The 25,920-nt window shown below is 68.8% G+C and carries 27 protein-coding genes; 15 read left to right on the forward strand and 12 right to left on the reverse strand.

The genetic code is table 11. From position 1 onward, the window contains the following. Window positions 1-13: 13 nt before the first annotated feature. Window positions 14-682, forward strand: a complete 669-nt coding sequence (locus ACFW3F_RS00430; protein ID WP_388053666.1) for a potassium channel family protein — start codon at window positions 14-16, stop codon at window positions 680-682. 22 nt (window positions 683-704) lie between these two features. After that, on the forward strand, window positions 705-1,367 hold the full coding sequence (locus ACFW3F_RS00435; RefSeq protein ID WP_388053210.1) for a potassium channel family protein: 663 nt from the start codon (window positions 705-707) through the stop codon (window positions 1,365-1,367). Here ACFW3F_RS00435 and ACFW3F_RS00440 read toward each other — a convergent pair. Further along, on the reverse strand, window positions 1,348-2,022 hold the full coding sequence (locus ACFW3F_RS00440; RefSeq protein ID WP_388053212.1) for a DUF3159 domain-containing protein: 675 nt from the start codon (window positions 2,020-2,022) through the stop codon (window positions 1,348-1,350). The genes ACFW3F_RS00435 and ACFW3F_RS00440 overlap by 20 nt on opposite strands. Next, window positions 2,019-2,393 (reverse strand): OB-fold nucleic acid binding domain-containing protein, encoded by a 375-nt coding sequence (locus ACFW3F_RS00445; protein ID WP_004018839.1) that lies wholly within the window; start codon window positions 2,391-2,393, stop codon window positions 2,019-2,021. Before ACFW3F_RS00445 ends, ACFW3F_RS00440 begins: the two co-directional genes overlap by 4 nt. Window positions 2,394-2,573: 180 nt before the next feature. Here ACFW3F_RS00445 and ACFW3F_RS00450 point away from each other — a divergent pair, with 180 nt between their 5' ends. Beyond that, window positions 2,574-3,305 (forward strand): alpha/beta hydrolase, encoded by a 732-nt coding sequence (locus ACFW3F_RS00450; protein WP_388053214.1) that lies wholly within the window; start codon window positions 2,574-2,576, stop codon window positions 3,303-3,305. A gap of 6 nt (window positions 3,306-3,311) precedes the next feature. Here the strand turns inward: ACFW3F_RS00450 and ACFW3F_RS00455 are convergent, their stop codons facing one another. Both ACFW3F_RS00455 and dut read right to left on the reverse strand, forming a co-directional pair. Then, entirely contained in the window at window positions 3,312-4,175 is an 864-nt protein-coding gene (locus ACFW3F_RS00455; RefSeq protein WP_388053216.1) for a DUF3710 domain-containing protein, read from the reverse strand. A gap of 105 nt (window positions 4,176-4,280) precedes the next feature. Then, the gene (gene dut, locus ACFW3F_RS00460) at window positions 4,281-4,766 is read right to left on the reverse strand and encodes a dUTP diphosphatase (RefSeq protein WP_388053218.1); all 486 of its coding nucleotides are present in this window, start codon (window positions 4,764-4,766) and stop codon (window positions 4,281-4,283) included. A gap of 22 nt (window positions 4,767-4,788) precedes the next feature. Between dut and ACFW3F_RS00465 the strand changes: the two genes are divergently transcribed. Further along, a complete protein-coding gene (locus ACFW3F_RS00465; RefSeq protein ID WP_388053220.1) occupies window positions 4,789-5,361 on the forward strand; it encodes a DUF3093 domain-containing protein in 573 nt (190 codons plus the stop codon). A 95-nt stretch (window positions 5,362-5,456) separates the two neighbouring features. Here ACFW3F_RS00465 and ACFW3F_RS00470 read toward each other — a convergent pair whose 3' ends face one another. After that, window positions 5,457-5,756: a DUF4193 domain-containing protein gene (locus ACFW3F_RS00470; protein WP_004018846.1), complete on the reverse strand. Its 300-nt coding sequence runs from the start codon at window positions 5,754-5,756 to the stop codon at window positions 5,457-5,459. 411 nt (window positions 5,757-6,167) lie between these two features. Between ACFW3F_RS00470 and cei the strand changes: the two genes are divergently transcribed. Then, window positions 6,168-6,860, forward strand: coding sequence for an envelope integrity protein Cei (cei, locus tag ACFW3F_RS00475; protein WP_388053222.1), 693 nt, complete (start codon window positions 6,168-6,170; stop codon window positions 6,858-6,860). Between the two features lie 15 nt (window positions 6,861-6,875). Here the strand turns inward: cei and ACFW3F_RS00480 are convergent, their stop codons facing one another. Beyond that, window positions 6,876-7,802 (reverse strand): inositol monophosphatase family protein, encoded by a 927-nt coding sequence (locus ACFW3F_RS00480; protein ID WP_388053224.1) that lies wholly within the window; start codon window positions 7,800-7,802, stop codon window positions 6,876-6,878. Window positions 7,803-7,959: 157 nt separating this feature from the next. Here ACFW3F_RS00480 and ppgK point away from each other — a divergent pair, with 157 nt between their 5' ends. From ppgK to ACFW3F_RS00505, 5 genes are all read left to right on the forward strand, one after another. Next, a complete protein-coding gene (ppgK, locus tag ACFW3F_RS00485) occupies window positions 7,960-8,763 on the forward strand; it encodes a polyphosphate--glucose phosphotransferase (RefSeq protein WP_388053226.1) in 804 nt (267 codons plus the stop codon). Window positions 8,764-8,819: 56 nt separating this feature from the next. Next, window positions 8,820-10,370 carry an RNA polymerase sigma factor gene (locus tag ACFW3F_RS00490; protein ID WP_388053228.1) on the forward strand — a complete coding sequence of 517 codons (1,551 nt, stop codon included), beginning with the start codon at window positions 8,820-8,822 and terminating at the stop codon, window positions 10,368-10,370. A gap of 162 nt (window positions 10,371-10,532) precedes the next feature. Next, window positions 10,533-10,634 (forward strand): putative leader peptide, encoded by a 102-nt coding sequence (locus ACFW3F_RS00495; RefSeq protein ID WP_388053230.1) that lies wholly within the window; start codon window positions 10,533-10,535, stop codon window positions 10,632-10,634. A 120-nt stretch (window positions 10,635-10,754) separates the two neighbouring features. Next, entirely contained in the window at window positions 10,755-11,798 is a 1,044-nt protein-coding gene (locus ACFW3F_RS00500; RefSeq protein ID WP_388053231.1) for a sulfite exporter TauE/SafE family protein, read from the forward strand. A 258-nt stretch (window positions 11,799-12,056) separates the two neighbouring features. Further along, window positions 12,057-12,266: a hypothetical protein gene (locus ACFW3F_RS00505; RefSeq protein ID WP_388053233.1), complete on the forward strand. Its 210-nt coding sequence runs from the start codon at window positions 12,057-12,059 to the stop codon at window positions 12,264-12,266. Between the two features lie 95 nt (window positions 12,267-12,361). Here the strand turns inward: ACFW3F_RS00505 and ACFW3F_RS00510 are convergent, their stop codons facing one another. Further along, window positions 12,362-14,122, reverse strand: coding sequence for a DEAD/DEAH box helicase (locus ACFW3F_RS00510; protein WP_388053235.1), 1,761 nt, complete (start codon window positions 14,120-14,122; stop codon window positions 12,362-12,364). Window positions 14,123-14,465: 343 nt separating this feature from the next. Here ACFW3F_RS00510 and ACFW3F_RS00515 point away from each other — a divergent pair, with 343 nt between their 5' ends. Then, window positions 14,466-15,647 carry a YihY/virulence factor BrkB family protein gene (locus ACFW3F_RS00515; protein ID WP_388053237.1) on the forward strand — a complete coding sequence of 394 codons (1,182 nt, stop codon included), beginning with the start codon at window positions 14,466-14,468 and terminating at the stop codon, window positions 15,645-15,647. 43 nt (window positions 15,648-15,690) lie between these two features. On the opposite strand, the gene ACFW3F_RS00520 is transcribed toward ACFW3F_RS00515, so the two are convergent. Further along, entirely contained in the window at window positions 15,691-15,963 is a 273-nt protein-coding gene (locus ACFW3F_RS00520) for a DUF3039 domain-containing protein (RefSeq protein ID WP_188329134.1), read from the reverse strand. Between the two features lie 117 nt (window positions 15,964-16,080). On the opposite strand from ACFW3F_RS00520, the gene ACFW3F_RS00525 reads away from it, so the two are divergent. Further along, entirely contained in the window at window positions 16,081-16,533 is a 453-nt protein-coding gene (locus tag ACFW3F_RS00525) for a DUF3099 domain-containing protein (protein WP_388053668.1), read from the forward strand. A gap of 285 nt (window positions 16,534-16,818) precedes the next feature. Then, window positions 16,819-17,757 (forward strand): sigma-70 family RNA polymerase sigma factor, encoded by a 939-nt coding sequence (locus ACFW3F_RS00530; RefSeq protein WP_388053670.1) that lies wholly within the window; start codon window positions 16,819-16,821, stop codon window positions 17,755-17,757. Between the two features lie 57 nt (window positions 17,758-17,814). Here the strand turns inward: ACFW3F_RS00530 and ACFW3F_RS00535 are convergent, their stop codons facing one another. Together ACFW3F_RS00535 and ACFW3F_RS00540 are read right to left on the reverse strand one after the other, a co-directional pair. Beyond that, window positions 17,815-20,682 (reverse strand): GNAT family N-acetyltransferase, encoded by a 2,868-nt coding sequence (locus tag ACFW3F_RS00535; protein WP_388053239.1) that lies wholly within the window; start codon window positions 20,680-20,682, stop codon window positions 17,815-17,817. Further along, a complete protein-coding gene (locus ACFW3F_RS00540; protein WP_388053241.1) occupies window positions 20,675-21,919 on the reverse strand; it encodes an acetoin utilization protein AcuC in 1,245 nt (414 codons plus the stop codon). The genes ACFW3F_RS00535 and ACFW3F_RS00540 overlap by 8 nt, the downstream gene beginning before the upstream one ends. A 185-nt stretch (window positions 21,920-22,104) precedes the next feature. On the opposite strand from ACFW3F_RS00540, the gene ACFW3F_RS00545 reads away from it, so the two are divergent. After that, entirely contained in the window at window positions 22,105-22,800 is a 696-nt protein-coding gene (locus ACFW3F_RS00545) for an iron dependent repressor, metal binding and dimerization domain protein (protein WP_388053243.1), read from the forward strand. Between the two features lie 17 nt (window positions 22,801-22,817). Here ACFW3F_RS00545 and ACFW3F_RS00550 read toward each other — a convergent pair whose 3' ends face one another. Next, entirely contained in the window at window positions 22,818-23,957 is a 1,140-nt protein-coding gene (locus ACFW3F_RS00550; RefSeq protein ID WP_388053245.1) for a DUF4192 domain-containing protein, read from the reverse strand. 92 nt (window positions 23,958-24,049) lie between these two features. Then, a complete protein-coding gene (locus ACFW3F_RS00555; RefSeq protein WP_388053247.1) occupies window positions 24,050-24,760 on the reverse strand; it encodes a hypothetical protein in 711 nt (236 codons plus the stop codon). Window positions 24,761-24,932: 172 nt separating this feature from the next. Here ACFW3F_RS00555 and ACFW3F_RS00560 point away from each other — a divergent pair, with 172 nt between their 5' ends. Further along, window positions 24,933-25,904: a PAC2 family protein gene (locus ACFW3F_RS00560; protein ID WP_388053249.1), complete on the forward strand. Its 972-nt coding sequence runs from the start codon at window positions 24,933-24,935 to the stop codon at window positions 25,902-25,904. Window positions 25,905-25,920: the final 16 nt, after the last annotated feature.

Consider the following 25,920-nt stretch of genomic DNA (forward strand, 5'->3'; position numbering starts at 1 on the left):
GGAGAGGAATGCCGTGCAGGTGGTCATCATGGGTTGCGGGCGGGTCGGATCCTCGCTCGCGATGGCGATGCAGAAGCGCGGACACGACGTCGCGATCATCGACCGCGATCCGAGCGCGTTCGTGCGGTTGAGTCCCGATTTCGCGGGCCGCACGATCACCGGGGTCGGGTTCGATCGCGAGATCCTCGTCAAGGCGGGTATCGAGCACGCCGATGCGTTCGCGGCGGTGTCCTCGGGAGACAACTCGAACATCATCGCGGCGCGGGTCGCCCGCGAGACCTTCGACGTCGAGCGTGTGGTGGCCCGCATCTACGACGCCAAGCGCGCCGAGGTGTACGAGCGTCTCGGGATCCCGACGGTCGCGACCGTGCCCTGGACGACCGAGCGGTTCGTCTCGGCACTCGGCGAGACGACGACGATGGAGTGGCGCGACCCGTCCGGTTCGCTGGCGATCGCCCAGATCGACGTCGACGACTCCTGGATCGGGATCTCGGTCGCCCGGTTCCAAGAACAGACCGGGGCACGTGTCGCTTTCCTCAGCCGTGTTGGACGAGCCGTGCTGCCCGACGCGAAAACCGTTCTCCAACAAGACGATGTCGTCTACGGGGCGGTCATGCTCGACAACCTCAAGAACGCCCGCGGTGTCGCTGCGGCGCCGTTCACCCAGAACGAGTCCGGATGACCCCGGCCGAAGGAGTCCCGCAGTGAAGGTCGCCATCGCCGGAGCCGGCGCGGTCGGGCGCTCCATCGCCCGCGAGTTGCTGGTGAACGCCCACGAGGTCACCCTCTTCGAACGCAATGCCGGGCACATCGACACCGACTCCGTCGTCGGGGCCGACTGGGTGCTCGCCGACGCGTGCGAACTCGCGAATCTCGAGCAGGCGCAGCTGCAGACCTACGACGTGATGATCGCCGCGACCGGCGACGACAAGGCGAACCTCGTCGTCAGCCTCCTCGCGAAGACGGAGTTCGCGGTCAACCGGGTCGTCGCGCGCGTCAACGATCCCCGCAATGAATGGCTCTTCGGTGAGGACTGGGGCGTCGACGTCGCCGTCTCGACCCCGCGGCTCCTCGCCTCACTCGTCGAGGAGGCGGTGTCCGTCGGCGACCTGGTCCGGCTGATGACGTTCCGTCAGGGACAGGCCAATCTCGTCGAACTCACCCTGCCGTCGAACACGCCGCTGGCCGGCAAACCCGTGCGCAAGCTCGAACTCCCCCGCGACGCGGCACTCGTCGCGATCCTGCGCGGCGGCCGGGTCATCGTCCCGCAGCGTGACGATCCCATCGAGGGTGGCGACGAACTGATCTTCATCGCGCCCGTCGAGGCCGAGCCCGCCCTCTACGAGGCTATGCAGATCGTGCGCTGACGTCCGTCTCCGGTGCGGGGTCGGCGCGGGCCGCTTCGGCACGCTTGGCGCGGCGGACCAAGAGGATCGTCGCGAGGACCACGAGCGCGGTGAGGGGCCACCCCATCGCGATGCGCGTGAACGCCAGCCAGCCGGTCGCTCCGTCGTCGTACAGTTCCGACTGGGTGAGGTAGCGCGCCGCGAAGAGGACCGCCCACAACGCGGTGGCGATGTCATAGGCCCGCAGGATCGACCGCTGTTTGCGCCATCCGGAACCCTCACCGTTGATCAGGTGCCACGCGACGCCGATGAGGGGCCATCGCACCACGATCGAGACGGCGAACACGATCGCGTAGACGAGGGTGCTCCAGATCCCGAAGAGGAAGTAGCCCTTGGCATCACCCACCCGATCGGCGATGAAGACGCAGATCGCGACGCCGAGGAGACCCGAGATCGCAGGCGTGAGGGGTTCGCGGCGCACGAGTCGCACGACGAAGAGCAGGGCCGCCACACCGAGCGCGGCATAGATGGCGGTGCGGAGGTCGAAGAAGGAGTTGAGGGGAACGAACACCACCACGGGCACCGTCGAGTAGACGAGGCCCGACACGCCGCCGATCTGTTCGAGGACCGTCGGCGTCGTCCGCTCCGACGGCTGTTCGGGGACCGGGCCGGTCACTCGTCTACGCCGTGCAGTTCGTAGTAGGGGTTGTAGATCACCTTGTGGCCGTCCTGCTCGGCGAGCCTGCCCCGGACGGTGACCTTGCGGCCGGGTTCGATGCCGGTGATGCGATTGCGGCCCAGCCACTTGAGCATCACGATGTCGGAGCCGTCGAAGAACTCGGCCTTCACCCCGGCCTTCGCCGAGCGCGAACACGTCTCGACCGCACGCAGTTCGCCGTGCATGGTGACCTCGTCACCACGGCAGCACTCGGACGCACGCTGGGCACCCGTCGCCTTGGACTCCTCGGCGATCTTCTCTGCGTCGGCGTCACCGAGATCCTCGGTCAGCCGACGGGTAAGTCGTTTGAGATAGCCGGCAGTGGGCATCTCGACCCTCCCAATGGATTTCGGCCGGCACCGCGGGCTGTACAGAGCGGTGTCCGTGGGTCGCCGAACGAGTGATCGGTGACCTGTCCGCCAGCGTAGACCCCGGCCTCGGCCAGTGACAACGTAGTCGACCACGGGGGCATTCCGCGGTCCCGGGACACCTTAGGGGATGATGCCCTGATGCCCGGCATCGACGGCCTCCACCGCCCACGCCCGACGGCCCTGGTCGCCATCCCCGGAACGGGTTCCGACGCCGACCACGTCACCCGATCCTTCCGCCGCGCCGCCGCTGACCTCGACGTCGAGCTGATCGCGCTGGAGCCGACGGCGTCACTCATCGACGGTCACCGCCGGGGGCTGGCGCGCGCCGCGCGGGCACACCCCTCGGTCCTCGTGGGCGGCGTCTCCATCGGGGCCGCCATCGCGCTCGAATGGGCCCTGCACGACGGCGGTCGACAATGCTCCGGGGTGCTCGCCGCGCTGCCCGCGTGGAGTGGCGACGCCCGCCCGGCTCCCGCTGCCGCGAGTGCCGCTGCGACAGCCGAGTCGCTCGAGCGCGACGGCCTCGAGGCGACGATCGCCGCGATGGCGCGCAGCAGCCCGGACTGGCTGGCCGCGGAGCTGTCCCGGTCGTGGCGGCGTCTGCACCCGGGGCTCGCCGGCACGTTGCGTGAGGCTGCCGGCTACCGCGCGCCCGTCCCTGCCGAGATCGCAGGGCTTGCGGTGCCGATCGCGATCGTCGGGGCCCCCGACGATCCCGTGCACCCGATCGCCGTCGCCCGCGAATGGCACGCCGCCGCACCGCGATCGGTCCTCACGGAGGTCACCCTCGACGACTGGGGACGCGATCCGGGTGTGCTCGGCAACAGCACCCGGGACGGGATCATCGAACTGACCGACCTGGAGTGGTGACCGCGGTCACCGACGACGGAGGAAGCGCTGCATCGCCGAGCCCGACGACGGCGGCTGCGGCTCCTCGTCGACCTCGGATTCGGCAGGTGCCGCATCCGTCGCAGCCTCGTCCGCGGTGTCGGTGACGGCCGCATCCGACTCGTTCTGGTAGGCGTTCTCCCCGTACACGGTGGCGTGCGCGACCTGATCGAGTGCGCCACCGGTGACGGGCCCCGCCTCGTCCGTCGTACCCTCGTCGCCCCCGGCCACCGGCGTCGGCTCCTGGCCTGCCGCGGGATCGGCGAACATCTGCTGCTGAGCGGCCGCGACCTGCTCGGCGAGCACGGGGGGCAGCACGATCGGCAGCGGGTCCCGCGGCGGGAAGGGCTCGGAACCGCGTCGGACGACGGTCTCGGAGAGGACCGCTCGACTGAGCCGCGCGAGGTCATCCGCATTCTCGGTGGGACCGCTGCCCACGCACCGGACGAGCCAACGCGGTCCGTCGACCCCGATGAAACGGTGGGTCGCGCCATCCATCTCGGCGACCACCTCACGCCCCCAGTGCCCGTCTTCGACGCTCGTGGCGGCTCCGTCGTCGCGCAGCGAGCCTGCCAGCTCACGGACCACCTCGCGCCACATGCCCGGCGACTTGGGGGCGGCGAACGCACTCACCGAGATCCGGCCGATGGGAGTGACCAGGTACACGTTCTGCGGCTGATGCGCCTCGGACATCTCGACGGTGACCTGGCCGCCCTCGACCACCGGGACCAGCACCGAACCGAGGTCGAGGTGGGAGTTCTCGAGCTCCTGTGGCCGGGTGGCCAACGCGTCGATGTCGTAGGGACCGCGCGCCTGACCGACACGTAGTTCTTCTGACCCGTCCTGTGCCATCGCGTCACTCCTCGTTCGTCACGGCCGGCGACAACGATCCGCCGGACACACGGAGAACAGTAATCGACTCCCGGCGGGCGGTAATCGTCTCGTGACAGGCGGCGGTCAGGCGAGAATCGCCGAACCGCCGCTCGATCCGTAACCGCCGTCGCCGCGCGCGGTGTCGTCGAGTTCGTCGACCTCGACGAAGTCGGGCAACTCGACCCGCTGCACGATCAGCTGGGCGATCCGGTCACCGCGCGAGATCGAGATCGTCTGCTCCGGATCGTGATTGATCAGACAGACCTTGATCTCCCCGCGATAGCCCGCGTCGATGGTGCCCGGGGTGTTCACGACCGACAGGCCGGCTCGCGCGGCGAGCCCCGACCTCGGGTGGATCAACCCGACGGTGCCGAACGGCAACGCCACCGCGATCCCGGTCCCGACGAGCTGGCGGCGTCCGGCGGGCAGCTCGAGATCGATCGTCGAATAGAGGTCGACCCCCGCGTCGCCCGGGTGTGCCCTGGTCGGCAACGGGAGGTCGGGGTCGAGGCGACGGACCGCGATCGACGCCGGGGCGGTGAGGTGCGCAGGGGGGAGATCTGAGGTCACGCACGCAGACTACGCTGGTCACGTGACCGAAGATCATTCGCCCGAGCGCCCCGGAGGCACGCCGGAAGCCTCCCCAGCAACCACCGGGCGGAACGCCGGCGTCGCCGACTCGACCGCCGATCGGTTCGACGAGCGGCTGTACGTCCCCTGGTGGTGGTGGCTCGCAGCCGTGGTCCTCACCGGCGTGGTGGGTTACGAGATCCAGCTGTCGGCACGCGGGAGCGCCTGGAGCATCATCGGCTACGTCGCCACCGGTGTGCTGTGCGTGGTGATGCTGTGGTCGATGGGCCGCACCCGCATCCGGGTGACGCCGGATCGTGAACTACACGCGCACCGCGCCGTCCTGCCGCGAGCCGTCGTCGGACGCGGCGCGACGGTCCCGGCGTCCGCGAAGAGCGCGGCCCTCGGCCGGCAGCTCGACCCGGCCGCCTACCTCGTGCACCGATCCTGGGTGAAGACGATGGTCCTCATCGTGCTCGACGATCCCGACGACCCGACCCCGTACTGGCTCGTGTCCACCCGCCGTCCGGCCGAACTCCTCGCGGCCCTGGGCATCGAGGACGCGGCGGCCGACCGCCCCGCACCCACCGCCTGATCCCGGACAGCCTCACCCCGGACATGACGAAGGGGCCGCGCCGTGTTCGGCGTCGGCCCCTTTCGTCAGCTGTTCATCGCGTCGCGCAGACCAGCTCACGCACAGTCGACGCAGATGAGCGAGCTTCCGTTCTCCTCGGCCAACCGGCTGCGGTGATAGACGAGAAAGCAGCTGGTACAGGTGAACTCGTCGGCCTGCTTGGGGATGACGCGCACCGACAGCTCTTCGCCGGAGAGATCGGCGCCGGGAAGTTCGAAGGATTCCGCGGTGTCACTCTCGTCGACATCCACCGCCGAGGACTGCGCCTCGCTGCGCCGGGCCTTCAGCTCTTCGAGCGAGTCCTCGTTGAGGTCCTCGGTCTCCGTCCGCCGCGGCGCGTCATAATCTGTAGCCATTCTGTGCCTTACTTGTCGAGAGTGTGAGGGGCGCTCACGGTGACGGCGCTGGCGTCGCCACCCGGTGTTCTTGCGCACGACTCCGCCGGGATTGTCTTACCGATGGGGTCACTGCAACGTCGTCTCGGGCGAGATTCGTACCAGAGGAACAGACGTATTGTGTGATTTCGATCACGGTTTGATATCGGGCGCACCCCGGGTCTGGAAGCGCGGGCGCCCGAAGCATAGTCGACCCACTATTCAAGGTCAATACGTTGGACTGAACTCGTCGGTAAGTTGCGCACGACCCCCGGCAGGCGTCCCGGCTGCACGCCGGCCGCACCGCTCCCGGCGAGGCACGCGGGCACCTGCCGGGTCACCCTCTAGAGTGATCCGAGATCAGCCAACGCCCAGTTGAGGAGTCAGTCCACGGTGGTGTCGAAGATTACGGTCGGCTATCCGACAGACGAGCAGGGCCGACCCTACCGTCGGCGGCGCTATGTACCCGCGATCGTCACGGTCGTCGTGCTGATGGTCGTCGGAGTGGTGGTGTGGGCGATCGCGCTGGGCAGCGGCGACACCGAGTCGGTCCCGACAGCGTGCAACCAGCCGACTCCGCCGACCTCGGTGGAGGCCGGCGCACCGCCTCCCGCCGCGCCCCCGACGCTCACCGTCGTCGGACGGGACGAGATGCTCGACGTCGCGCCTGCTCCGCTGTCGACCTTCGGCGTGCGGGTCCTCAACGCCTCCGACGAACGCGGCGCGGCGCGCACGGTGTCCGACGACCTCACCGCACAGGGATTCACCCCGGTGCCGGACAATCCGTACGCCGACGATCCGGTGTACCCCAACCGGGACCTCAACTGCGTCGCACAGATCCGGTTCGGACCCGCGGGTCGCGCCGCGGCCGCGGCCACGTGGCTCGCGTTCCCGTGCGCGCAGATGGTCGACGACGGCCGGCGCGGAACGGCCGTCGACGTCGCTCTGGGTGTCCACCACTCGGGCGGGGAGATGTCACAGGACGCGCAGGCGGCACTGGAGGCGCTGCGGTCGGCAGACCCGAAGAACCCCGCGAGCGGCGCCGACCCGGTGCTCGTCGAGGCCGTGCACTCCACCCCCTGCTGACTTCCCGCGGCCCGGTCAGGTCAGTGGGCTGCGAGCCTCGAATTCGTCGAGCAGCGCGAAGAATTCGTCGGCCACTCCGGGCGCGACGGCGACGGTGATGTGTCCCTCGTCGGCCCGTGAGTCCGGCGGCGGTGTCTGGACGACGGCGCCGGCCTCGGCGGCGATCAGTCCACCGGCCGCCCAGTCCCACGGACTCAGGCCGTGCTCGTAGTGGGCGTCGACCGCACCGGCGGCGACCATGCACAGATCGAGGGCCGCCGCACCGATGCGACGAACGTCTCGCACGCGCGGCAGCAACTCGGCGACGATGCGCCCCTGCTGGCGACGCCGTGCTGCGTCGTACCCGAAACCCGTTGCCACCAGCGCCAGTTCCGCTCGTTCGATGGGGTTGCAGCGCAGCGGCCGTCGTACTCCCGCGGCGTCGGCAGCCCAGGCTCCCCCGCCGAGGGTCGCACCATAGGTCACGTCGCGGGCGACGTCGACGACCACGCCGGCGACGGACCGGCCGTCGACCTGCGCCGCGATGGATACGGCGTAGGCGGGCACGCCGTACATGAAGTTGACGGTTCCGTCGATCGGGTCGACAACCCATCGGACGCCGGAGGGCACCGCCCGGCTTCCGCCGTCCTCCTCCCCCAGCACCTCGTCATCGGGACGCGCCCGGCGGAGCAGCGAGCGGATCAGGCGCTCGGTCTCGGTGTCGGCGAGAGTGACCGGATCCGTTTCCGTCGACTTCGTCGACACGGGTTGGACCGTCGTCTTCGTCGACACGGGTTGGACCGTCGCATCCACCGTCACGGATTCGGGCGGTTCACCGTGTCCTGGTGTCGCACCGAACAATTCGGGCCGACGGCGGCGCACATGCGCGGCGGCCTCCCGTGCCACGGCGTCGGCGACCGCGGCGAGCTCGTCCACCGGAATTGTCTGATCCACGCCCTCCATGTCAGCACATCGTCCGATCTCACCACCGATCGCGGTGACCGATCTCTCGCTTGCCGGGGTCCGATCGTGTCGACATGTATTGGGATGTCGCGCGTTCGGCCGGTCGCGTGGATAGCCTGGATTCGGATTGCCGCCGACCCGGACAGGGAGCCCCGCCATGACCGATACGTCCGTCCCCGAATCGTCCGACGCCGACGATTCGGCGCCTCCGACCAACCTCGGTTTCGGGGTCGACGTCGGCGGCTCCGGGATCAAGGGCGGGATCGTCGATCTCGATTCCGGTGAACTCGTCGGCGAGCGGTTCAAGGTGCTCACCCCCCAGCCCGCCACTCCCGACGCCGTCGCCGACGGCGTCGCCGAGGTCGTGGCGCACTTCGGCTGGACAGGTCCGGTGGGTGTCACCCTCCCCGGGGTCGTGACCGACGGGATCATGCGCACTGCCGCCAACATCGACAAGGCCTGGATCGGCACCGATGTCTACGACCTGTTCAGCAAGCACCTCGACGGCAGACAGGTCTCGGTGCTCAACGATGCCGACGCCGCGGGCATGGCCGAGGATGCGTACGGCGCGGGCAAGGGCGTCGCGGGAGTCGTGATGCTGCTGACGTTCGGGACCGGAATCGGATCGGCGATCCTCATCAACGGGACCCTCGTACCCAACACCGAGCTCGGCCACCTCCAGGTCGGCAAGAAGGAGGCCGAGCACCAGGCGTCGTCGCGGGTGCGGGAGGAGAAGGGCTGGTCGTACGAGAAGTGGACCGAGAAGGTCTCCGAGGTTCTCGAGACCTACGAGGCGCTTTTCTGGCCCAATCTCTTCATCGCCGGCGGTGGCATCAGCCGTAAGTCCGACAAGTGGATTCCGCTGCTGACCAACAAGACACCCGTGGTCCCGGCGGTATTGCTCAACACCGCCGGGATCGTGGGGGCCGCGATGGCGGTGTCGCAGGGGCTCAAAACCTAGCGCCACGCCTGGGTTGACCAGGTCTTTGACACACCGGGCAGGGCGATGTCGTTACAATGGTCGTCACCGGTCATTCCAACCGAGAAACCAAGACCTCGTCCACGGCGGCTCGTGCTGCCGTGTCGCGTCTGGAGACAGACGACAGACGACACCACAGAAGACAGTTCGAAAGGTTGTACGTGGCAGCCATCACGACCCACCAGGGTGATGCAGAGGCCGACGAGTCGACGGAGTCGACCCCCGCCGCGACCGACGCCCCGGCCAAGCGGACCGCCAAGAAGGCTGCGAAGAAGACCGCCGCCCGAAAGGCCCCCGCCAAGAAGGCAGCAGCGAAGAAGGCCACCAAGAAGGCGGCGCCGAAGAAGGCCGCCAAGAAGGCCACATCCGCAGCGGGTGACGATCCGGGTGCGGAGTCCGACGATCCGGATTCGATCGACGACATCGACGGTCCCGACGCGGAGCTCGAAGATGTCGAGATCGACGATCTCGAGGTCGACGACGATGACGACGAGTCCGAGGACGAAGAGTCCACCGACGCGAAGGCCCCGGCCGTCGCCGGTGCTGCGCCGGCCGCCTCGAAGGCCGCCGCCAAAGACGAGTCCGCCGCCGCGAAATCGGGTGACTTCGTGTGGGACGAGGAGGAATCGGAGGCTCTGCGCCAGGCGCGCAAGGACGCCGAGCTCACCGCATCCGCCGACAGCGTCCGCGCGTACCTGAAGCAGATCGGCAAGGTCGCCCTCCTCAACGCCGAGGAAGAGGTCGAGCTCGCCAAACGCATCGAGGCCGGTCTGTTCGCCACCGAACGCCTCCGTCGGATCATGGATGCCGGCGAGAAGCTCAGCACCGCTCAGAAGCGTGACCTGAACTGGATCTCACGCGACGGCAACCGCGCCAAGAACCACCTCCTCGAGGCGAACCTCCGACTGGTCGTGTCGTTGGCCAAGCGCTACACCGGCCGCGGCATGGCATTCCTGGATCTGATCCAGGAGGGCAACCTCGGTCTCATCCGCGCAGTCGAGAAGTTCGACTACACCAAGGGATACAAGTTCTCGACGTACGCCACCTGGTGGATCCGTCAGGCGATCACCCGCGCCATGGCCGACCAGGCCCGCACCATCCGTATCCCGGTGCACATGGTCGAGGTCATCAACAAGCTCGGTCGCATCCAGCGTGAACTCCTCCAGGACCTCGGCCGCGAGCCGACTCCCGAAGAGCTCGCCAAGGAAATGGACATCACCCCGGAGAAGGTGCTGGAGATCCAGCAGTATGCCCGGGAGCCCATCTCGCTCGACCAGACCATCGGCGACGAGGGCGACAGTCAGCTCGGCGACTTCATCGAGGACTCCGAAGCCGTCGTCGCGGTCGACGCGGTCAGCTTCACCCTGCTGCAGGATCAGCTGCAGTCGGTTCTCGAGACCCTGTCCGAGCGTGAGGCCGGCGTCGTTCGTCTGCGCTTCGGTCTCACCGACGGGCAGCCGCGCACCCTCGACGAGATCGGGCAGGTGTACGGCGTGACCCGCGAGCGCATCCGTCAGATCGAGTCCAAGACGATGTCGAAGTTGCGCCACCCCTCGCGCTCGCAGGTCCTGCGCGACTATCTGGACTAGTACCGGCACCCTTCGTCATCCGCCCCCGACGCCTTTCGGCGCCGGGGGCGTTTGTGTTCGCGCCTATCCCACAGTTACGGCATCTGTCAAGGTTTCTGCGCGCGGCGATTTCGACACGGTCGGAGAGTCGGCATTCGGTGGCGCACTACATAAGATGACGCGGTGACTTACGCAGTGACGTCCTCCGGGAACAACCGTGGTGCCATGTTGGTGCGCCGCCCGGCCGTCGACCTGCTGCGCGTCGCCTCGATGCTGTGTCTGTGACGCGACAGACCCCACCCGATGGCGACAGCGCCTTCTCTGAGTTCCTCCTCGTCGCGGGTACCTCGTGCCCGCCCAGCCTCGTCACGCCCCTGACGGTGTGACTTCCCGGAAAGACCCACTATGAGAACGATTGTCCTGATCGGCCTCGTCGGCTTCGCTGCCCAGCTAGTCGACGGCAGTCTCGGCATGGCCTATGGCGTCACCACCACTACCCTTCTGCTCGCCATCGGCACGAACCCGGCTGCCGCCTCGGCCACCGTGCACCTTGCCGAGATCGGCACCACGCTGGTCTCTGGCGTCTCGCACTGGAAGTTCGGTAACGTCGACTGGCGCGTCGTGCGGAGGATCGCCATCCCGGGCGCCATCGGCGCGTTCCTCGGGGCGACGATCCTGTCCAGTCTGTCGACCGAGACAGCTGCACCGGTGATGGCTGTGATCCTGCTGCTCCTGGGCCTCTACATCCTGGTGCGGTTCACCTTCCAGGGCATCCCCCGCCACAACCTGGGCAAGCCGCTGCGCAAGCGGTTCCTGAGCCCGCTCGGGTTTGTCGCCGGTTTCGTCGATGCCACCGGTGGCGGCGGCTGGGGACCGGTCGGCACACCGGCGATCCTGGCCAGCGGCCGCCTCGAGCCCCGCAAGGTGATCGGTTCGATCGACACCAGCGAGTTCATCATCGCCGTCGCCGCGAGCCTCGGCTTCCTGCTCAGCCTCGGCTCACAGGGCATCAACTTCGCCTGGGTCGGCGCGATCCTCGTCGGCGGCGTGATCGCAGCCCCGATCGCCGCGTGGCTCGTGCGCCACATCCCGCCGCGTCTGCTGGGCGCCTCGGTCGGTGGCCTGATCGTCCTCACCAACACGCGCAGCCTGTTGAAGAGCGACTTCATCGACGCCCCCGGCGGCGTGCGCAACGTCTTCTACATCGTGATCGCCATCGCCTGGGCCGCGGCGTTCGCCTACTCGCTCCGCGAGTACCTGCGCGACCGGGAGAACGAGTCCTCGGACGCGATCACCCACTTCCGCGAGGAGCAGGAAGAGGCACTCGTGGGCGCCGACGGCGCGGACCGATCGGGCGCAGAGGGTTCGACGACGTCTGACATTCCCGCCGCCGAGTCCACACCCGAACCCGATGCGGGCGCGAGTGGCACGCATTCCCGGACGAGCTGACCGACCGACCCGTCCCCCGCAGAACACGTAGAGTGGTGCGACCCGGCCCCCATGGCCGGGTCGCATTGCGTTCGGGCGATCGTTGTTCAGTTGTTGCCTGGTGTAAACGGTGAGTGACGACACACCGAGTGCACCCCCGGAACAATACGAACGCCCCGAGCGTCTGACAGAGTGAGGTTGACGCATCGCCCGGATGTGTCGGCTCGGAGGGAAGGCGACCGGACACCGGCGCCGGACCGGGACGGAGGAACGACAACCATGACTGACATCGCCACCACCACAACCCCGATCTACCTGCCGCTCACTGCCGCCGATCGCTGCGATCGCTGCGGCGCCGCAGCCAAGGTACGGGCTGTCCTGCCCAAGGGCGGCGAGCTTCTCTTCTGCCGCCACCACTTCAACGAGCACGAGACCCGTCTGGTCGAGCTCAGCGCCACCGTGGTCGAGTCCGCGGGCGAGTTGGTCTGACACCTCCGACAATCTGACACGGGCTTTCCCCAACGACAGGGCCCGGCCGGAATCATCCGGCCGGGCCCTGTCGTGTGCGCGGGGTTCCGCCTCGGTCAGCGCCACTCCCGCAACGCGGCGATCCGCTCCTTGAGCTGGTCGGCGCTGGCCATCGCGGTCGGCGGACCACCCAGCTTCGTCCGCAACTCGTTGTGCACCATGCCGTGCGGTTTGCCCGTGCGGTGGTGATGCATCGCGACGAGGGTGTTCAGTTCTTTGCGGAGGGCATGCAGGTTCTCGCCGGTCGTGCCCGGGGGCCGGCCGGGTGTCGGCTGTTCGGTGGCCGTCGACTCGGAAGTGGATGCGGCCGTCCGCGCAGTGACCTGATCCTCCTGCCGCTTGCGCAGCAGCGCGCGCACCTGATCCGCGTCGAGCAGCCCGGGCAATCCGAGGTAGTCCGATTCCTCGTCGCTGCCCGCGAAGGTCGCCGTGCCGAAGGACGTTCCGTCGAAGATCACCTGATCGAGTTCGGCGTCGGCGTGCAGGGACTGGAACTTCGGTTCGTCCTCCCCGGGCTCGTCCTCCTGCTTGTTGGCGTCGATCAGCAGCTGGTCGTCGAGCCCGTCGCTCTCGCGGTGCGGCTTACCGAGCACGTGATCGCGCTCGACCTCCATCTGGCTGGCCAGATCGAGCAGCACCGGCACCGACGGGAGGAATACGCTCGCTGTCTCCCCCGGACGACGCGATCGCACGAACCGGCCGATGGCCTGTGCGAAGAACAACGGGGTCGACGAGCTGGTGGCGTACACACCCACCGCCAGCCGCGGCACGTCGACGCCTTCGGACACCATGCGGACCGCGACCATCCACTCGTCGGTCGACGCGGCGAACTGACCGATTCGCGATGACGACTTCGGGTCGTCGGAGAGCACCACCGTGGGCGCTTTGCCGGTGATGGCCGTGAGGAGTTCGGCATAGTCACGGGCGGCGGTCTGATCGGTGGCGATCACCAGTCCGCCGGCGTCCGGTGTGCCGGTGGCACGCAGCTGCCCGAGCCGGGTGTGCGCGGCCGTGAGGACCGCCGGAATCCAGTCGCCGTGTGCATCGAGCGCGGTCCGCCAGGCACGGGTGGTGTGTTCGGCGGAGAGCGGCTCGCCCAGGCGCGCGGTGTACTCCTCACCCGCGCTGTCCCGCCAGCTCGCCTCGCCCGAGTAGGCGAGGAACACCACCGGCCGGACGACGCCGTCCTTCAGCGCATCGGCGTAACCGTAGGTGTGGTCGGCCTTCGAGCGCTGATGACCACCCGCCTCCGGCTCGTAGGTGACGAACGGGATCGGTGAATCGTCGGAACGGAAGGGCGTACCGGTCAGCAGCAGCCGGCGCTCCGCGTCGTCGAAGGCCTCGCGGATCGCCTCACCCCAGGACTTGGCATCCCCGCCGTGGTGGATCTCGTCGAGGATGACCAGGGTGCGGTAGTTCTCGGTGCGTACCCGGTGGCGGGCGGGATGCGCGGCGACCTGCGCATAGGTGACGACGACACCGTGGAAGTCCGAACTGGTCTGGCCGGCGGCGTTGGTGAATCGGGAATCGAGAGCGATCCCGACCCGGGCCGCGGCCTCGGCCCACTGGTGCTTGAGATGCTCGGTCGGGGCGACCACGGTGATCTTGTCGACGGTGCGATCGTCGAGGAGTTCGCGGGCGATCCGCAGACCGAACGTCGTCTTGCCTGCGCCCGGCGTCGCGACGGCGAGGAAGTCCTTCGGCCGCTGCGTCAGATATTTGGTCAGCGCGCGACGCTGCCAGGCGCGGAGCTGGACTCGGGGTTCGGCGGTCGTCGACCCGGACGGACTGCGGGCGGAGGATTCGGCTGACGTCACCTTCTGTGCTGCTCCTCCACGCGTACGGGATTCCTGCCGGACATGAATCGACCCCTCGTGTGCGGGACCCGCGCCCGAGGGGACTCGCCAATCGTACCGCCGACGACCGACAGCTCCCGCATCCCGACGCCGGGCCGCGGTCGCTGCGGCACTGGGTCCTCGTGGACGATCCGAACGACTCGCCTGGTGACCCGAGTACCCAACTGCCCCTCCGATCGGGGATATTGAACACATCACAACGCGCAAGAGGAACCCGGCCCCGCTGGCCGACGACACGTCGTCGGTGGCTGCGCCGAACCCGCCTGGGCCGAACCTGCCTGGGGGCCCGCCGCCGGCAGCACCCGTGTCGACCGCGGTCACCGCGCCGATCGGCGACGCCGCGACCGAACCCCTGCGCACCCCGCTCCGCGCCGCCCCGTCATCCGGCGACGTCGAGGTACTCCACGACACGCATCGATCACCGAAGCCGGGCGCGGCAGCGGCGAAGACGGGCAACGACGACCCGGTTCGGGTCGAGACACCCACCGGGCCCGGGCTGCCGGTACTGCCGAACATCCATCGCGTGATCTGGCGCACCATCGTCAAGTCCTGGGACGACGGGATCATCGGCTGGGCGGCCCAGGCCGCGTTCTGGCAGGCGCTGTCCCTGCCACCGCTGCTGCTCGGGCTGCTCGGGTCGGTCGGTTACGTCGCCGGGTGGTTCGGCCCCGACACCGTCGACGTCGTGTACGCCCGGATCGTCGATTTCGCCGGCCGGACGTTCACGCCGACGGTCGTCGACGATCTGATCACCCCGACCGTCGACAGCGTGCTCGGGCGCGGCCGGATCGGACTGATGTCGGTCGGCTTCGTGCTGTCACTGTGGGCGGGCTCGTCGGCCGTCTCGTGCTTCATCGCCTCGATCGCACACGCGCACGATCAGCACGAGGTCCGGAACCCCGTGTGGCAGCGGTTCTTCGCGCTGTTCCTCTACGTCGGCTTCCTGAGCGTCGCGGTGTTCCTGCTGCCCCTCGTCGCCCTCGGTCCGAACTACCTCCGGGCGGTCGTGCCGGAATCGTGGGGCTCCTTCGTCACCGGCCTCATCGACTACGGCTACTTCCCGTTCGTCGCCGTGCTACTGCTGCTCGTCCTCACGACCCTGTATCACCTCGCCCTGCCCAATCCCCTGCCCTGGCATCGGCTGATCGGCGGCGCCGTCGTGGCGGGCGTGTTCTTCTGGCTCGCCAGTTACCTGCTGCGCGTCTACCTGACCAAGATCACCGAGGCCGGGGTGTCCTACGGGGCGCTGGCCACGCCGATCGCGTTCCTGCTCTTCGCGTTCTCTCTGGGGTTCGGCATCGTGATCGGCGCCGAGTTCAATGCTGCGGTGCAACAGTTCTGGCCGGCGAAGGCCTCGACCACGACCCAGGTGCGGCACTGGGTGAACACACAGACCTCGGACTTCACCGGACAACTCCGGACCCTGCCCGACCGGTTGTCCTCGGGTCCGATCCGCCGCCAGCCGCGAGAACGCGAACGCGGCTGACCGGCACCCGCCGGTCAACCGCGTTGCGTCCGCACAGCTGCCGTTACTTGCGCATCTTGCTGTAGATCTTCTTGCACTTCGGGCACACCGGCGACCCGGGCTTGGCCGATCGTGTCACCGGAAAGGTCTCGCCGCAGAGTGCGACGACGTGACTCCCCATGACCGCGCTCTCGGCGATCTTGTTCTTCTTCACGTAGTGGAAGAACTTGGGGCGGTCGTCGTCATCCCGGTCGGTGGCGTCGGCATCGGGGCGCTCGTCGGTCTTGGTGTCGGACCATTCATCGAGGTCCGGGCGTTCGATGGTTTCGGTTCCCATGCGTTCCATTGTGCGTCACCGCCCGACCGACCGACCAGTCGAGTCACGATTGGCCGGCGGGTGCATTCACACATCGAAAGTGGGACAGTGGAGAGGGTGTTCGAACAAAGGGAATCCATGGGCGAGTCCGGCCGCGGTCAGCACGGCAACAGCAGCACGTCACCGCACGTCGACGGGCATCCAGACCCCGTGTCGAAACGTCCGGGCGCCGAGACCTACCTGATCACCGACGCCCCGGACTCGCTCGAGGCCCAGCACCGAGCCCGCGTGCGGAAATACCTGTTTCTCATGGCTTTCCGCGTGCCGGCACTGGTGATCGCAGGCATCGCCTACGGCATCACCGGGTCCGGGCTCCTGGCCCTGGCCATCGTCGCGATCTCCATCCCGCTTCCCTGGGCCGCGGTCCTCATCGCCAATGACCGTCCACCGCGCAAACGCGGCGAGGTACCCCAGTACAAGTACGGCGCCGACAACCACGTCGTCGGTCCACCGGCACTCACCGACACCGGGTACCAGCTGTCCCGCACCGTGGACGGACAGGTCGTCGACCCCGACGAGCCCCGCACCTGAGACACATCCGGCCCCGCCCACGTGCGTCCCGACGCCCGGAGTTCCGCCGCGCGCGACATCTCAGCAACTTCTCAGCCGGTTGTCGAGCCGCGAAAAAGAATGCGCAGGTCACCAAGCCTCATCGAGGTTTGCTCCGAAGCACTCTCGGGAACTATCGCCCACACATGGACGTTGGACCCAGTGAACGCACTCAAGTCAGGAGGCCGCATGTCACGCTCGACAGTTGCACGTTCGACCCCGACCAAAGGTTTCGCCGAAGTCACCCCTCCGGGTACGCGGCCGGCGATGACCGAACAGGATCTCGACGCCCAGTCTCCAGCGGCGGATCTGGTCCGTGTGTATCTGAACGGAATTGGTCGTACCGCTCTCCTCAACGCGGAGCAGGAGGTCGACCTCGCCAAGCAGATCGAGGCCGGCCTCTATGCCAAACACGTTCTGGCGAACAAGAAGCGGCTCTCCGCCGCCAAGAAGCGCGATCTGGCGATCGTCGTCCGCGAGGGTGAGGCCGCCCGCGCCCATCTGCTCGAGGCGAACCTCCGCCTGGTGGTCTCACTGGCCAAGCGCTATACCGGCCGCGGCATGCCGCTGTTGGACCTGATCCAGGAGGGCAACCTGGGCCTGATCCGCGCGATGGAGAAGTTCGACTACGCGAAGGGCTTCAAGTTCTCGACGTACGCAACCTGGTGGATCCGACAGGCGATCACCCGCGGTATGGCTGATCAGAGTCGTACCATCCGGCTCCCTGTCCACCTGGTGGAGCAGGTCAACAAGCTGGCTCGCATCAAGCGCGAACTGCACCAGCAGCTGGGTCGCGAGGCGACCGACGACGAGTTGGCGAACGAGTCGGGCATCCCCGCCGAGAAGATCGCAGACCTACTCGACCACAGCCGCGACCCGGTGAGCCTGGACATGCCGGTGGGCAGCGACGAAGAAGCTCCCCTGGGCGACTTCATCGAGGACGCCGAGGCCACCTCCGCGGAGAACGCCGTCATCGCCGGCCTGTTGCACTCCGACATCCGCGCCGTTCTCGCGACGCTGGACGAGCGGGAACATCAGGTCATCCGGATGCGCTACGGCCTCGACGACGGCCAGCCGCGCACGCTGGACCAGATCGGCCGGATGTTCGGGCTGTCACGCGAGCGCGTACGTCAGATCGAACGTGAGGTCATGGGCAAGCTCCGCCACGGTGATCGTGCCGAGCGTCTGCGCGCCTACGCGAGCTGAGCGTCCCCGCACGCTGCGCCGCCTCCTCCACTGAGTCCCCTGCTACTGCAATCTCGGTCAACCGAGTCGTCTGGGTCCGGTGTCCCGCCTGTCGGGCACCGGACCGACGCGTATCCGGGCGTTGAGAACGGCCGCCCCGTCGACCGAGGCCAGAATCGGGTCGCAGACCACCTCGCGCACCTCAGGGATGTCGTCGACGAGCGTGGATATGCGCAGCAGCAGGTCCGCGAGCGCTTCCTTGTCGGCCGGCTCCTCGCCGCGATAGCCCGACAACAGCGGAGCCGAGCGCGGCTCCTCGATGAGCTCACGGGCATCGAGTTCGGACAGCGGGACGGCCCGGTAGCCGTGATCCCCCAATAGATCGAAGGTACGCCCGGACAGACCGAAGGACATCACCGAGCCGAACGACGGGTCGTCGCGTACCCGGATGACTGTGCCGACCCCTTTCGGGGCCATCTTCTGCACGTGCAGCACGCGGTCGCCGGTGAGCTCGGTGAGTTCGGCGAACGCGGTCACCACCGTCGTCGCGTCGGGTAGGTCCAGACGCGCACCCTCGCGGTCGAGACGTCCGCGCCACTTGTCCGACGTCGCCTTCACCGCCACCGGCAGTCCCAGCTGGCGTGCCGCCGCCGACGCCTCGTGCATCGTGGTGACCTCGCGGAACGGGACCACGTCGATGCCGTACCAGCGCAACAGTTTCGCCGATTCCACATGACCGAGAAGACGCTCGCCGGCACGGTCGGACAGGCCGTCACCCGCCAGGGCCTCGCGCACGAACATCCGCGCCGCCTCGGGGTCGGTGCCCTCGGGACGGTGCACGACGGACTCCGGCCGCAATCGCCACCGGGCGTACTGCCAGGCCCGGGCCAGCGAGGCGGCCGCCCGCTCGGGTGACCCGTACGACGGGATCGAACCCTTCGTCGGCATGCCACCCGGACCGGGCCTCGTCAGGCCCGGCGGGATGCCGTCGACGGCGAGGAAGGTCGTGACGATCGGCTTGTCGCCGTCGGCGTCGGGGGTGTTCGCCGCCGCCATGAGTGCACGGGCGTGCCAATCGGCCCCGACCGCCACCGGCGGCACGAACACCACGATGATCCCGTCGACGCCCGGGTCGGCCATCGCCGCCGAGACCGTCGACTCGAACTCCTCCTCGGAGGCGCCGGCACCGAGGTCGACGGTGTCGACGACCTCGAGACCACCGTTGCGCGCGGTGTCGGCCGCCAGGCTGCCGAGCACCGACGAGTTGCCGATGATGCGGACGCGCGGGCCGCGCGGTAGCGGCTGATAGGCGAACAGGGCCGCACAGTCGAACAGTTCGGGAATCGTGTCGACCTGGATCACCCCGGCCTGTTCGAGCATCATGCGCGCGATCTGGTCGTCGAGGCTGGCCGCCGACCGCGCGGCGCGCACGGGCGTCATCGCCCCCCGGCCGGACTTGACCGCGATGATCGGCTTCGACCGCGAGACCCGCCGCGAGATCCGGGAGAACTTGCGCGGATTACCGAAGCTCTCGAGGTAGAGCAGGATGACGTCGGTCGTGGCGTCGGTGTCCCAGTACTGCAACAGGTCGTTGCCGGAGACGTCCGCGCGGTTGCCTGCCGAGGCGAACGTCGACAGTCCGATCTGCCGTCGGGCGGCGGTGTCGAGGATGGCGATCCCCAGGGCTCCGGACTGGCAGAAGAACCCCACCCGTCCGGCGGCCGGGATGCGTGGGGCGAGCGTCGCGTTGAGCGCGACCGTCGGATCGTTGTTCGCCACTCCCAACGCATTCGGTCCGACCAGCCGCATCCCGTGTTCGCGTACCTGGGCGACCAGCCGTCGCTCGTTCTCCAGCCCCTCCTCCTCGCCGGAGTCGCCGAAACCCGACGACACCACGACGAGGGTGCGCACGCCCTTGACCAGGCAGTCGTCGAGAACGTCGTCGACGCGGGCGGCCGGCACCGCGACCACCGCGAGGTCGACCGGGTCGGGGATGTCACGCACGGTCTCGTACGCGCGGATCCCGCGCACCGACGGCGGCCGTTCCCTGGTGCGGCGACGGGCCGGTGTGGATTCGTGACCCAACCCGCGCCGCCCCGGCTCGGGCTGCTCCTCCTCGACGCGGGCGGGGCCGTTGACCGGGAACACCGGTCCGGTGAAGCCGCCGGCGATGATGTTGGCCAGCAGCGCGTTACCGACCTTGCTCGGGTCCGTCGAGGCGCCGATGACCGCGACCGAGGTCGGGCGCAGCAGGTTCGCGACGCTCCGGGCCTCGGACGCGCGCTCCCGGGCGTTACGCACCGACAGCAGCGCCTCGGTGGGATCGATGAGGAACTCGACGTGCACGGTCGAGCCGTCGAAGCTCCGCGCGAGCTGATAGCCGGCGTCGCGGAAGACGGCGACCATGTTCGGGTTCTCGCTGAGGACCTCGGCCTCGAATCGGGTGAAACCGTTCTCCGCGGCCGCCCCGGCGAGGTGCTCGAGCAGTATGGGGCCGAGTCCACGGCCCTGGTGTCGGTCGGCGACGACGAACGCCACCTCGGCCGATTCGGGTTTGCCGTCGAAGCCGAGTCCTTCGTAGATGCCGACCGCGATGATCTCGCCCCCGAGTTCGGCGACGATCGCGACACGTTGCTGGTGGTCGACCGTCGTCATCCGCGCCACCTCGCGCGGCGGCAGTGTCGGGGTCGGACCGAAGTACCGCATGTAGCGCGTCCGCTCGGACAATGTGGAGTGGAACTCGACGATGCGGTCGGCGTCGTCGGGCACGATCGGCCGCAGATGCACGACGCCGCCGTCGGAGGCCAGGACGTCGGCGATCCAGTGACGTGGATAGTCCCACGGGCTGCGCGGTTCCGGCTGGTCGGCCACCGCGCGGCGAGTGTGGTCGTCGCCGTCCGGAGGGGCGGGGGTGTCCGATGATGCGGGAGTGGCGTCGTCAGTCACGGGGGTCCTCCGGGTCGAGACCGTGGAGCGGGTACACCGCACGTCGGGTGGCGAGTATCGCGCGGTCGGTCTGGCGCTGGGCGTTGGGCGGCACACCCTCGGGTGGTTCCTGGCCGGCGTCGCCCGCCCAGGGCTGGTAGTCGACGATCCCCCCGTCGCCCATGACCCGAACGGGTGGTGCGGCGTAGTCCGAGTGCACCTGTTCGGAGATCTGTTCGGCTGTGGCGCACCAGGATTCGTCGATGTCCGACGTCACGTCGACCTCGCGGTCGAGGGCGACCCCGAGGAGATGCGTCCAGCTGCGCGGCACCACGTTCACCACGCCGTATCCGCCGCCGCCGACCGCGATCCAGCGACCCTCGCAGTATTTGTCGGCCAGGTCGCGCATCGCGATCATCGCCGCGCGCTGGCCGTCGACGGTCAGTGACAGATCGGTGAGCGGATCGGCCCGGTGGCTGTCGGCGCCGCACTGGCTGACGATGATCTGCGGCCGGAACTCGGCGATCACCGACGGCACCACGGCGTGGAAGGCGCGTAGCCACAGCCGGTCCTCGGTGTTGGGCATCAGGGCCAGGTTGACCGCGCTGCCCGCGGCGTCGCCGTCGCCGACCTCGGTCGGCCACCCGGTGCCCGGCCACAGGGTCGCCGGGTGCTGGTGCAGCGACACCGTCAGCACGCGCGGGTCGGCCGCGAACTCGACCTGGACACCGTCGCCGTGGTGGGCGTCGACGTCGATGTAGGCGATGCGGTCGAAACCGTGGTCGAGCAGGTATCTGATCGCGATGGCGCAGTCGTTGTAGATGCAGAATCCGGCGGCGCGCGAACGCATCGCATGATGCATGCCGCCGCCGATGTTGACCGCCCGCGTCGCCGCACCCGAAACGACCGTCTGGGCGGCGGCCAGGGTGCCGCCCACGAGCAACCGCGCGGCCTCGTGCATCCCCGTGAAGACCGGGTTGTCGGCGTCGCCGAGACCGAACAGCCGCTCGAGCAGCGGACCCGACAGCGAGGCGGTTCCCGATCCGACCGCACGGACCGCGTCGATGTAGTCGCGGCTGTGGACGACGGTCAGGGCGTCGTCGTCGATGGCCTGCGGCGGGACGGTCTCGACGCCGTCGAGCACTCCGAGGCTCTGCGCGAGGGTCATCGTGAGGGCGAGTCGGACCGGGTTCATCGGGTGGGTGTGGGCCCAGCGATAGGACAGGAAGTCCTCGCTCCAGATGACAGCCGTCGTCATCGGGCGCTCGTTGTGTTGATCACGACCTCAGGCTAGTGGTAGACCTCGCGCAGCGGCCACGGATGTCGCGTCGGACACGGTGGGCACCGCCACATCGTCACCCGCGGACTCCCCCGCCGCGGTGAGATCGCGGTCACCACCCGCACAGAGGGTAATCTTGGCGGGGACGAAAGGGATTGCGCACAGTGAACGACCTGGTTGACACCACAGAGATGTACTTGCGAACGATCTACGATCTCGAAGAAGAGGGCATCGTGCCGCTGCGGGCACGCATCGCCGAGCGTCTGGACCAATCCGGTCCCACCGTGTCGCAGACCGTCGCCCGCATGGAGCGCGACGGGCTTCTCCGCGTTGCCGGCGACCGGCACCTCGAACTGACCGACCGCGGACGCTCGCTCGCCGTCGCGGTGATGCGCAAGCATCGCTTGGCCGAGCGACTCCTGGTCGACGTCATCGGGATGCCCTGGGACCAGGTCCACGAGGAGGCCTGCCGCTGGGAGCACGTGATGAGCGAGAACGTCGAACGTCGCCTGCTCGCGGTCCTGGAGTACCCGACGACGTCGCCCTACGGCAACCCGATCCCGGGCCTGGAGCTGCTGGGCGTGGAGGTGTCGAGTTCCGACGACGGCGCCACCCGCCTCGCCGACCTCCCCCCGGGTGAGACGGTGCCCGTCATCGTGCGCCGGTTGTCTGAACACGCGCAGTCCGACACCGAACTCATCGGTGCGTTGCGTGAGGCGGGCGTGGTCCCCAACGCCCGTGTGACCGTCTCGAACACGGCGGGCACGATCACGATCGACACTCCCGGTCACGACGGCCTCGAGCTCTCGCCCGAGATGGCGCACTCGCTGTTCGTCGAGAAGGTGGTCGAAAAGGTCTGACGCCGGCGGACGTCTGGTCACCCGGCGGTGCGCAGTGTCACCGCCGGGATCACGACGCCGAGTCGTGCCGCGGCGTCGTAGGATTTGTCGATCGTGCCCCACAGCTGTGCCGGGCGTACCCCCGCACGCAGGGCTGAGTCGAGCAGTGCGGCCAGTTTGCCGACGTTCTTGCAAGCGAGCGCGACGTCGAGGGCCACACCTGCGTAGGCCCCGTCCCCGCCGATGTAGTGCAGGTGCGCCAGAAGTGTTGCGGCGGTTGCCCGTCCGCGCCCGGTCAGTCGCCGGGCGAGTTCTCGCCAGAGGCGTTCGGCTGCGCCCCGGAGCTCGGTGACGGCCAGGGCCAGCACCGCGTCGCGGACATCGGGCCGGAGGATCGCCCGTTCCAGCCGGTCCAGCTCTTCGCAGTCCAGCGATCGATTCGCACCGATGACCGCGCTGATGACGAGGTCGAGCGCCCGCGCCGAGTCCTCGATGTCCTCCACGTCGAGGTCACGCCCGTCCGAATCGAGCCGGTCGAGATCGGTCCGGTCGAGATCGGCGCCAGGACACCGGCGACAGCCCGGTAGCGGACGCGCCGGACCACACTCGCCGTCGAGCGGTTCGAGCATGGACCGCATCTCCGAGCGCCGGGAGAGAATCCGCCGGCCTGACCGCACCGCCTCGGCGACGGCCGTCGGGCAGGTGTGCGGATCCCCGAGCCGTCCGGCCGCCTCCGGGGACACCTCGACCGACCAGGCCCGATCCTCCGGGCACCAGATGGTCGACCATGGCGCACCGGTCTCGAACGTCGCCAGCCCGAACCCGGCCGCGACGCCACCGACCTCGCCGAAGTACCGGTCGCTCATGGCCATGATCCGCCGATATCGGCGGTCGTCCGTCGGATACCGGTCGTCGGCGATCACGACCGCGATCTCCTCGATCCCGTAGGTGGACGTGATTTCCCCGAGCCCGGCGAGGACGACGACCAGTTCCCGCGACGGGCTGCCGTCGGCCTCGAGGGCGAGGTCGTGTCGCATGGTCGCGTTCACGGTGCGATCGGCGGCGAAGGCGATCACGATGATCGACCGCTCCGGGACGAACCCGAGACGTGCGGGGATCGAGGTGAGCAGGGTCGACGGGTCGTGGGGTCTGTGCGGAGTCGATTCCAGGATCTGCATGCGCACCAGCTTCGGTGCGCTCGCGCCGCCCGAACGCCGTCGAACGCATGCTGTGGACAACCCCGACCGGGTCATCCACAGGGTGGCACCGATCAGCCGAACGCGGCCGCGATCGCCTTGACGAAGAGCTCGTCGAGCGCGGCGGAGGCCTCCTGGGGTACGGAACCGGCTGCAGGCCAACGATATTCGGTGTAGACCCGGACGCCGTCGCGTTCGCCGAGGAGCGACAGGGCACTCGTGGTGGACGCGACACCACCGCCGGTGACGGTCGTGCGACGGATGGTCGCGGTGTCGACCCCGTCCGGCGCCGGCGGAGGGGGCAGGACCTCGGTGGTGATCGTCGACGACGCCCCGTAGGTCGTCGTGGTGGTCTGCGGACACCGCTCCGCCAGGCCGACGACGTCGTCGAGCGGTGTGTCGACACCGGCCACGATCGAGGTCAGGGTGGACCGCTCCCCCGGTCCGGGACCCAGAAAGGCGACCGCACCCTCCGCCGAGACCGGAACGGGTGCGCAGTCCGGCGGGGACACCTCGGTGGCCGCCTGCCCGGGCATCGGCGCTCCGGTCACGTCGGCCAGGGCGTTCGCGACCGCCGGGGGCGGTATCCGGCTCGCGGCGCCGGCCGGGAAGTCCGCGGCCGTCACCGATCGCGCGGACAGGTCCGGGCTCGACGCCGCAGGCTCCCCGGAGATCGAGCAGGCGGACACCATCAGCGCCGCGGCCACCAGGTAGGCCGCCGCCACGGTTGGCAGCGGACGGCCGGGGACGGACAGGCGCAGTCGGGGCGCACGCGGCTCGGTCACAACGGTCTACTGTGCCATCGGTGTCCTCGGTACGCGTCCGGGACACACCCACGGGGAATCACCGTCGTGTCGGAGTGGTTGCATCCATGCGAGTGGCCACCGCCGGGTGTGGTGCGAGACAATGAACGTTCAGCTGTCTCTTCGGACAGCTGCCAGCAGAAGGAGGGACGACGTGGACGAGCAGCCTGCGCGCAACGACGCGCTGTATGAACTCGCCTTTCCCGCTCCGCAGGTGACCCGGCCCGATGGCACGGGTCCGGTGTTGATCCACGCCCTCGAGGGCTTCGCCGACGCCGGGCACGCGGTCGCGCTGGCCGCTGCGCATCTGCGCGACAGCCTCGAGTCCGAGTTGGTCGCGACCTTCTCCTCCGACGAACTGATGGACTACCGCTCACGCCGGCCGACCATCTCGTTCAGCGGCGAGACCTTCACCGACGTGGAGATGCCATCTCTGGAGCTGCACGCGATCCGCGACAACGCGGGTAAGGGCTTCCTCCTCCTCGCCGGTTCCGAACCCGACCTCCGGTGGGAGCAGTTCGTCGATGCCGTCCGTCGCCTCAGCGACGGCCTCGGCGTCACCGACGTCATCGGTCTGAACGCGATCCCGATGGCCGTGCCGCACACCCGCCCGTCGTCGATCACGGCCCACGGCAGCGATCCCGACGCGCTGGGCGACCTGCCCCGGTGGGGATCGGCGATGAAGCTGCCCGCCAGTGCGTCGATGCTGCTCGAACTGCGGATGGGTGAACACGACTACCGCGCCTCGGGCCTGTCCGTGCACGTCCCGCACTACCTCGCACAGACCAACTATCCGGCGGCGTCCGCGCGCCTGCTGGCCGCTGTCGCCGAACTCGCCGGCCTCGACCTCCCCCTCGCCGCGCTCGACAGCGCCGCGGAGAAGGTGCGCGCGCAGGTCGACACCGAGGTCGAGGGCAACACCGAGATCGAGTCGGTGGTGGCCGCGCTGGAGACCCAGTACGACACGTTCACCCAGGCCGCACAGGAGCGCGCGTCCCTGCTCGCCGCCGAGGAGTCGCTACCCAGTGGCGACGAACTCGGTGCCGAACTCGAACGGTTCCTGGCCGAGCAGACCGGCAACGGTGAGGCGGGCCCCGGGGACGAGGGTCCACGATCACCGATCTGATCCCGGACCCCGCACC

The organism is Gordonia sp. NPDC058843, from assembly GCF_042743165.1.
Lineage (GTDB): Bacteria > Actinomycetota > Actinomycetes > Mycobacteriales > Mycobacteriaceae > Gordonia.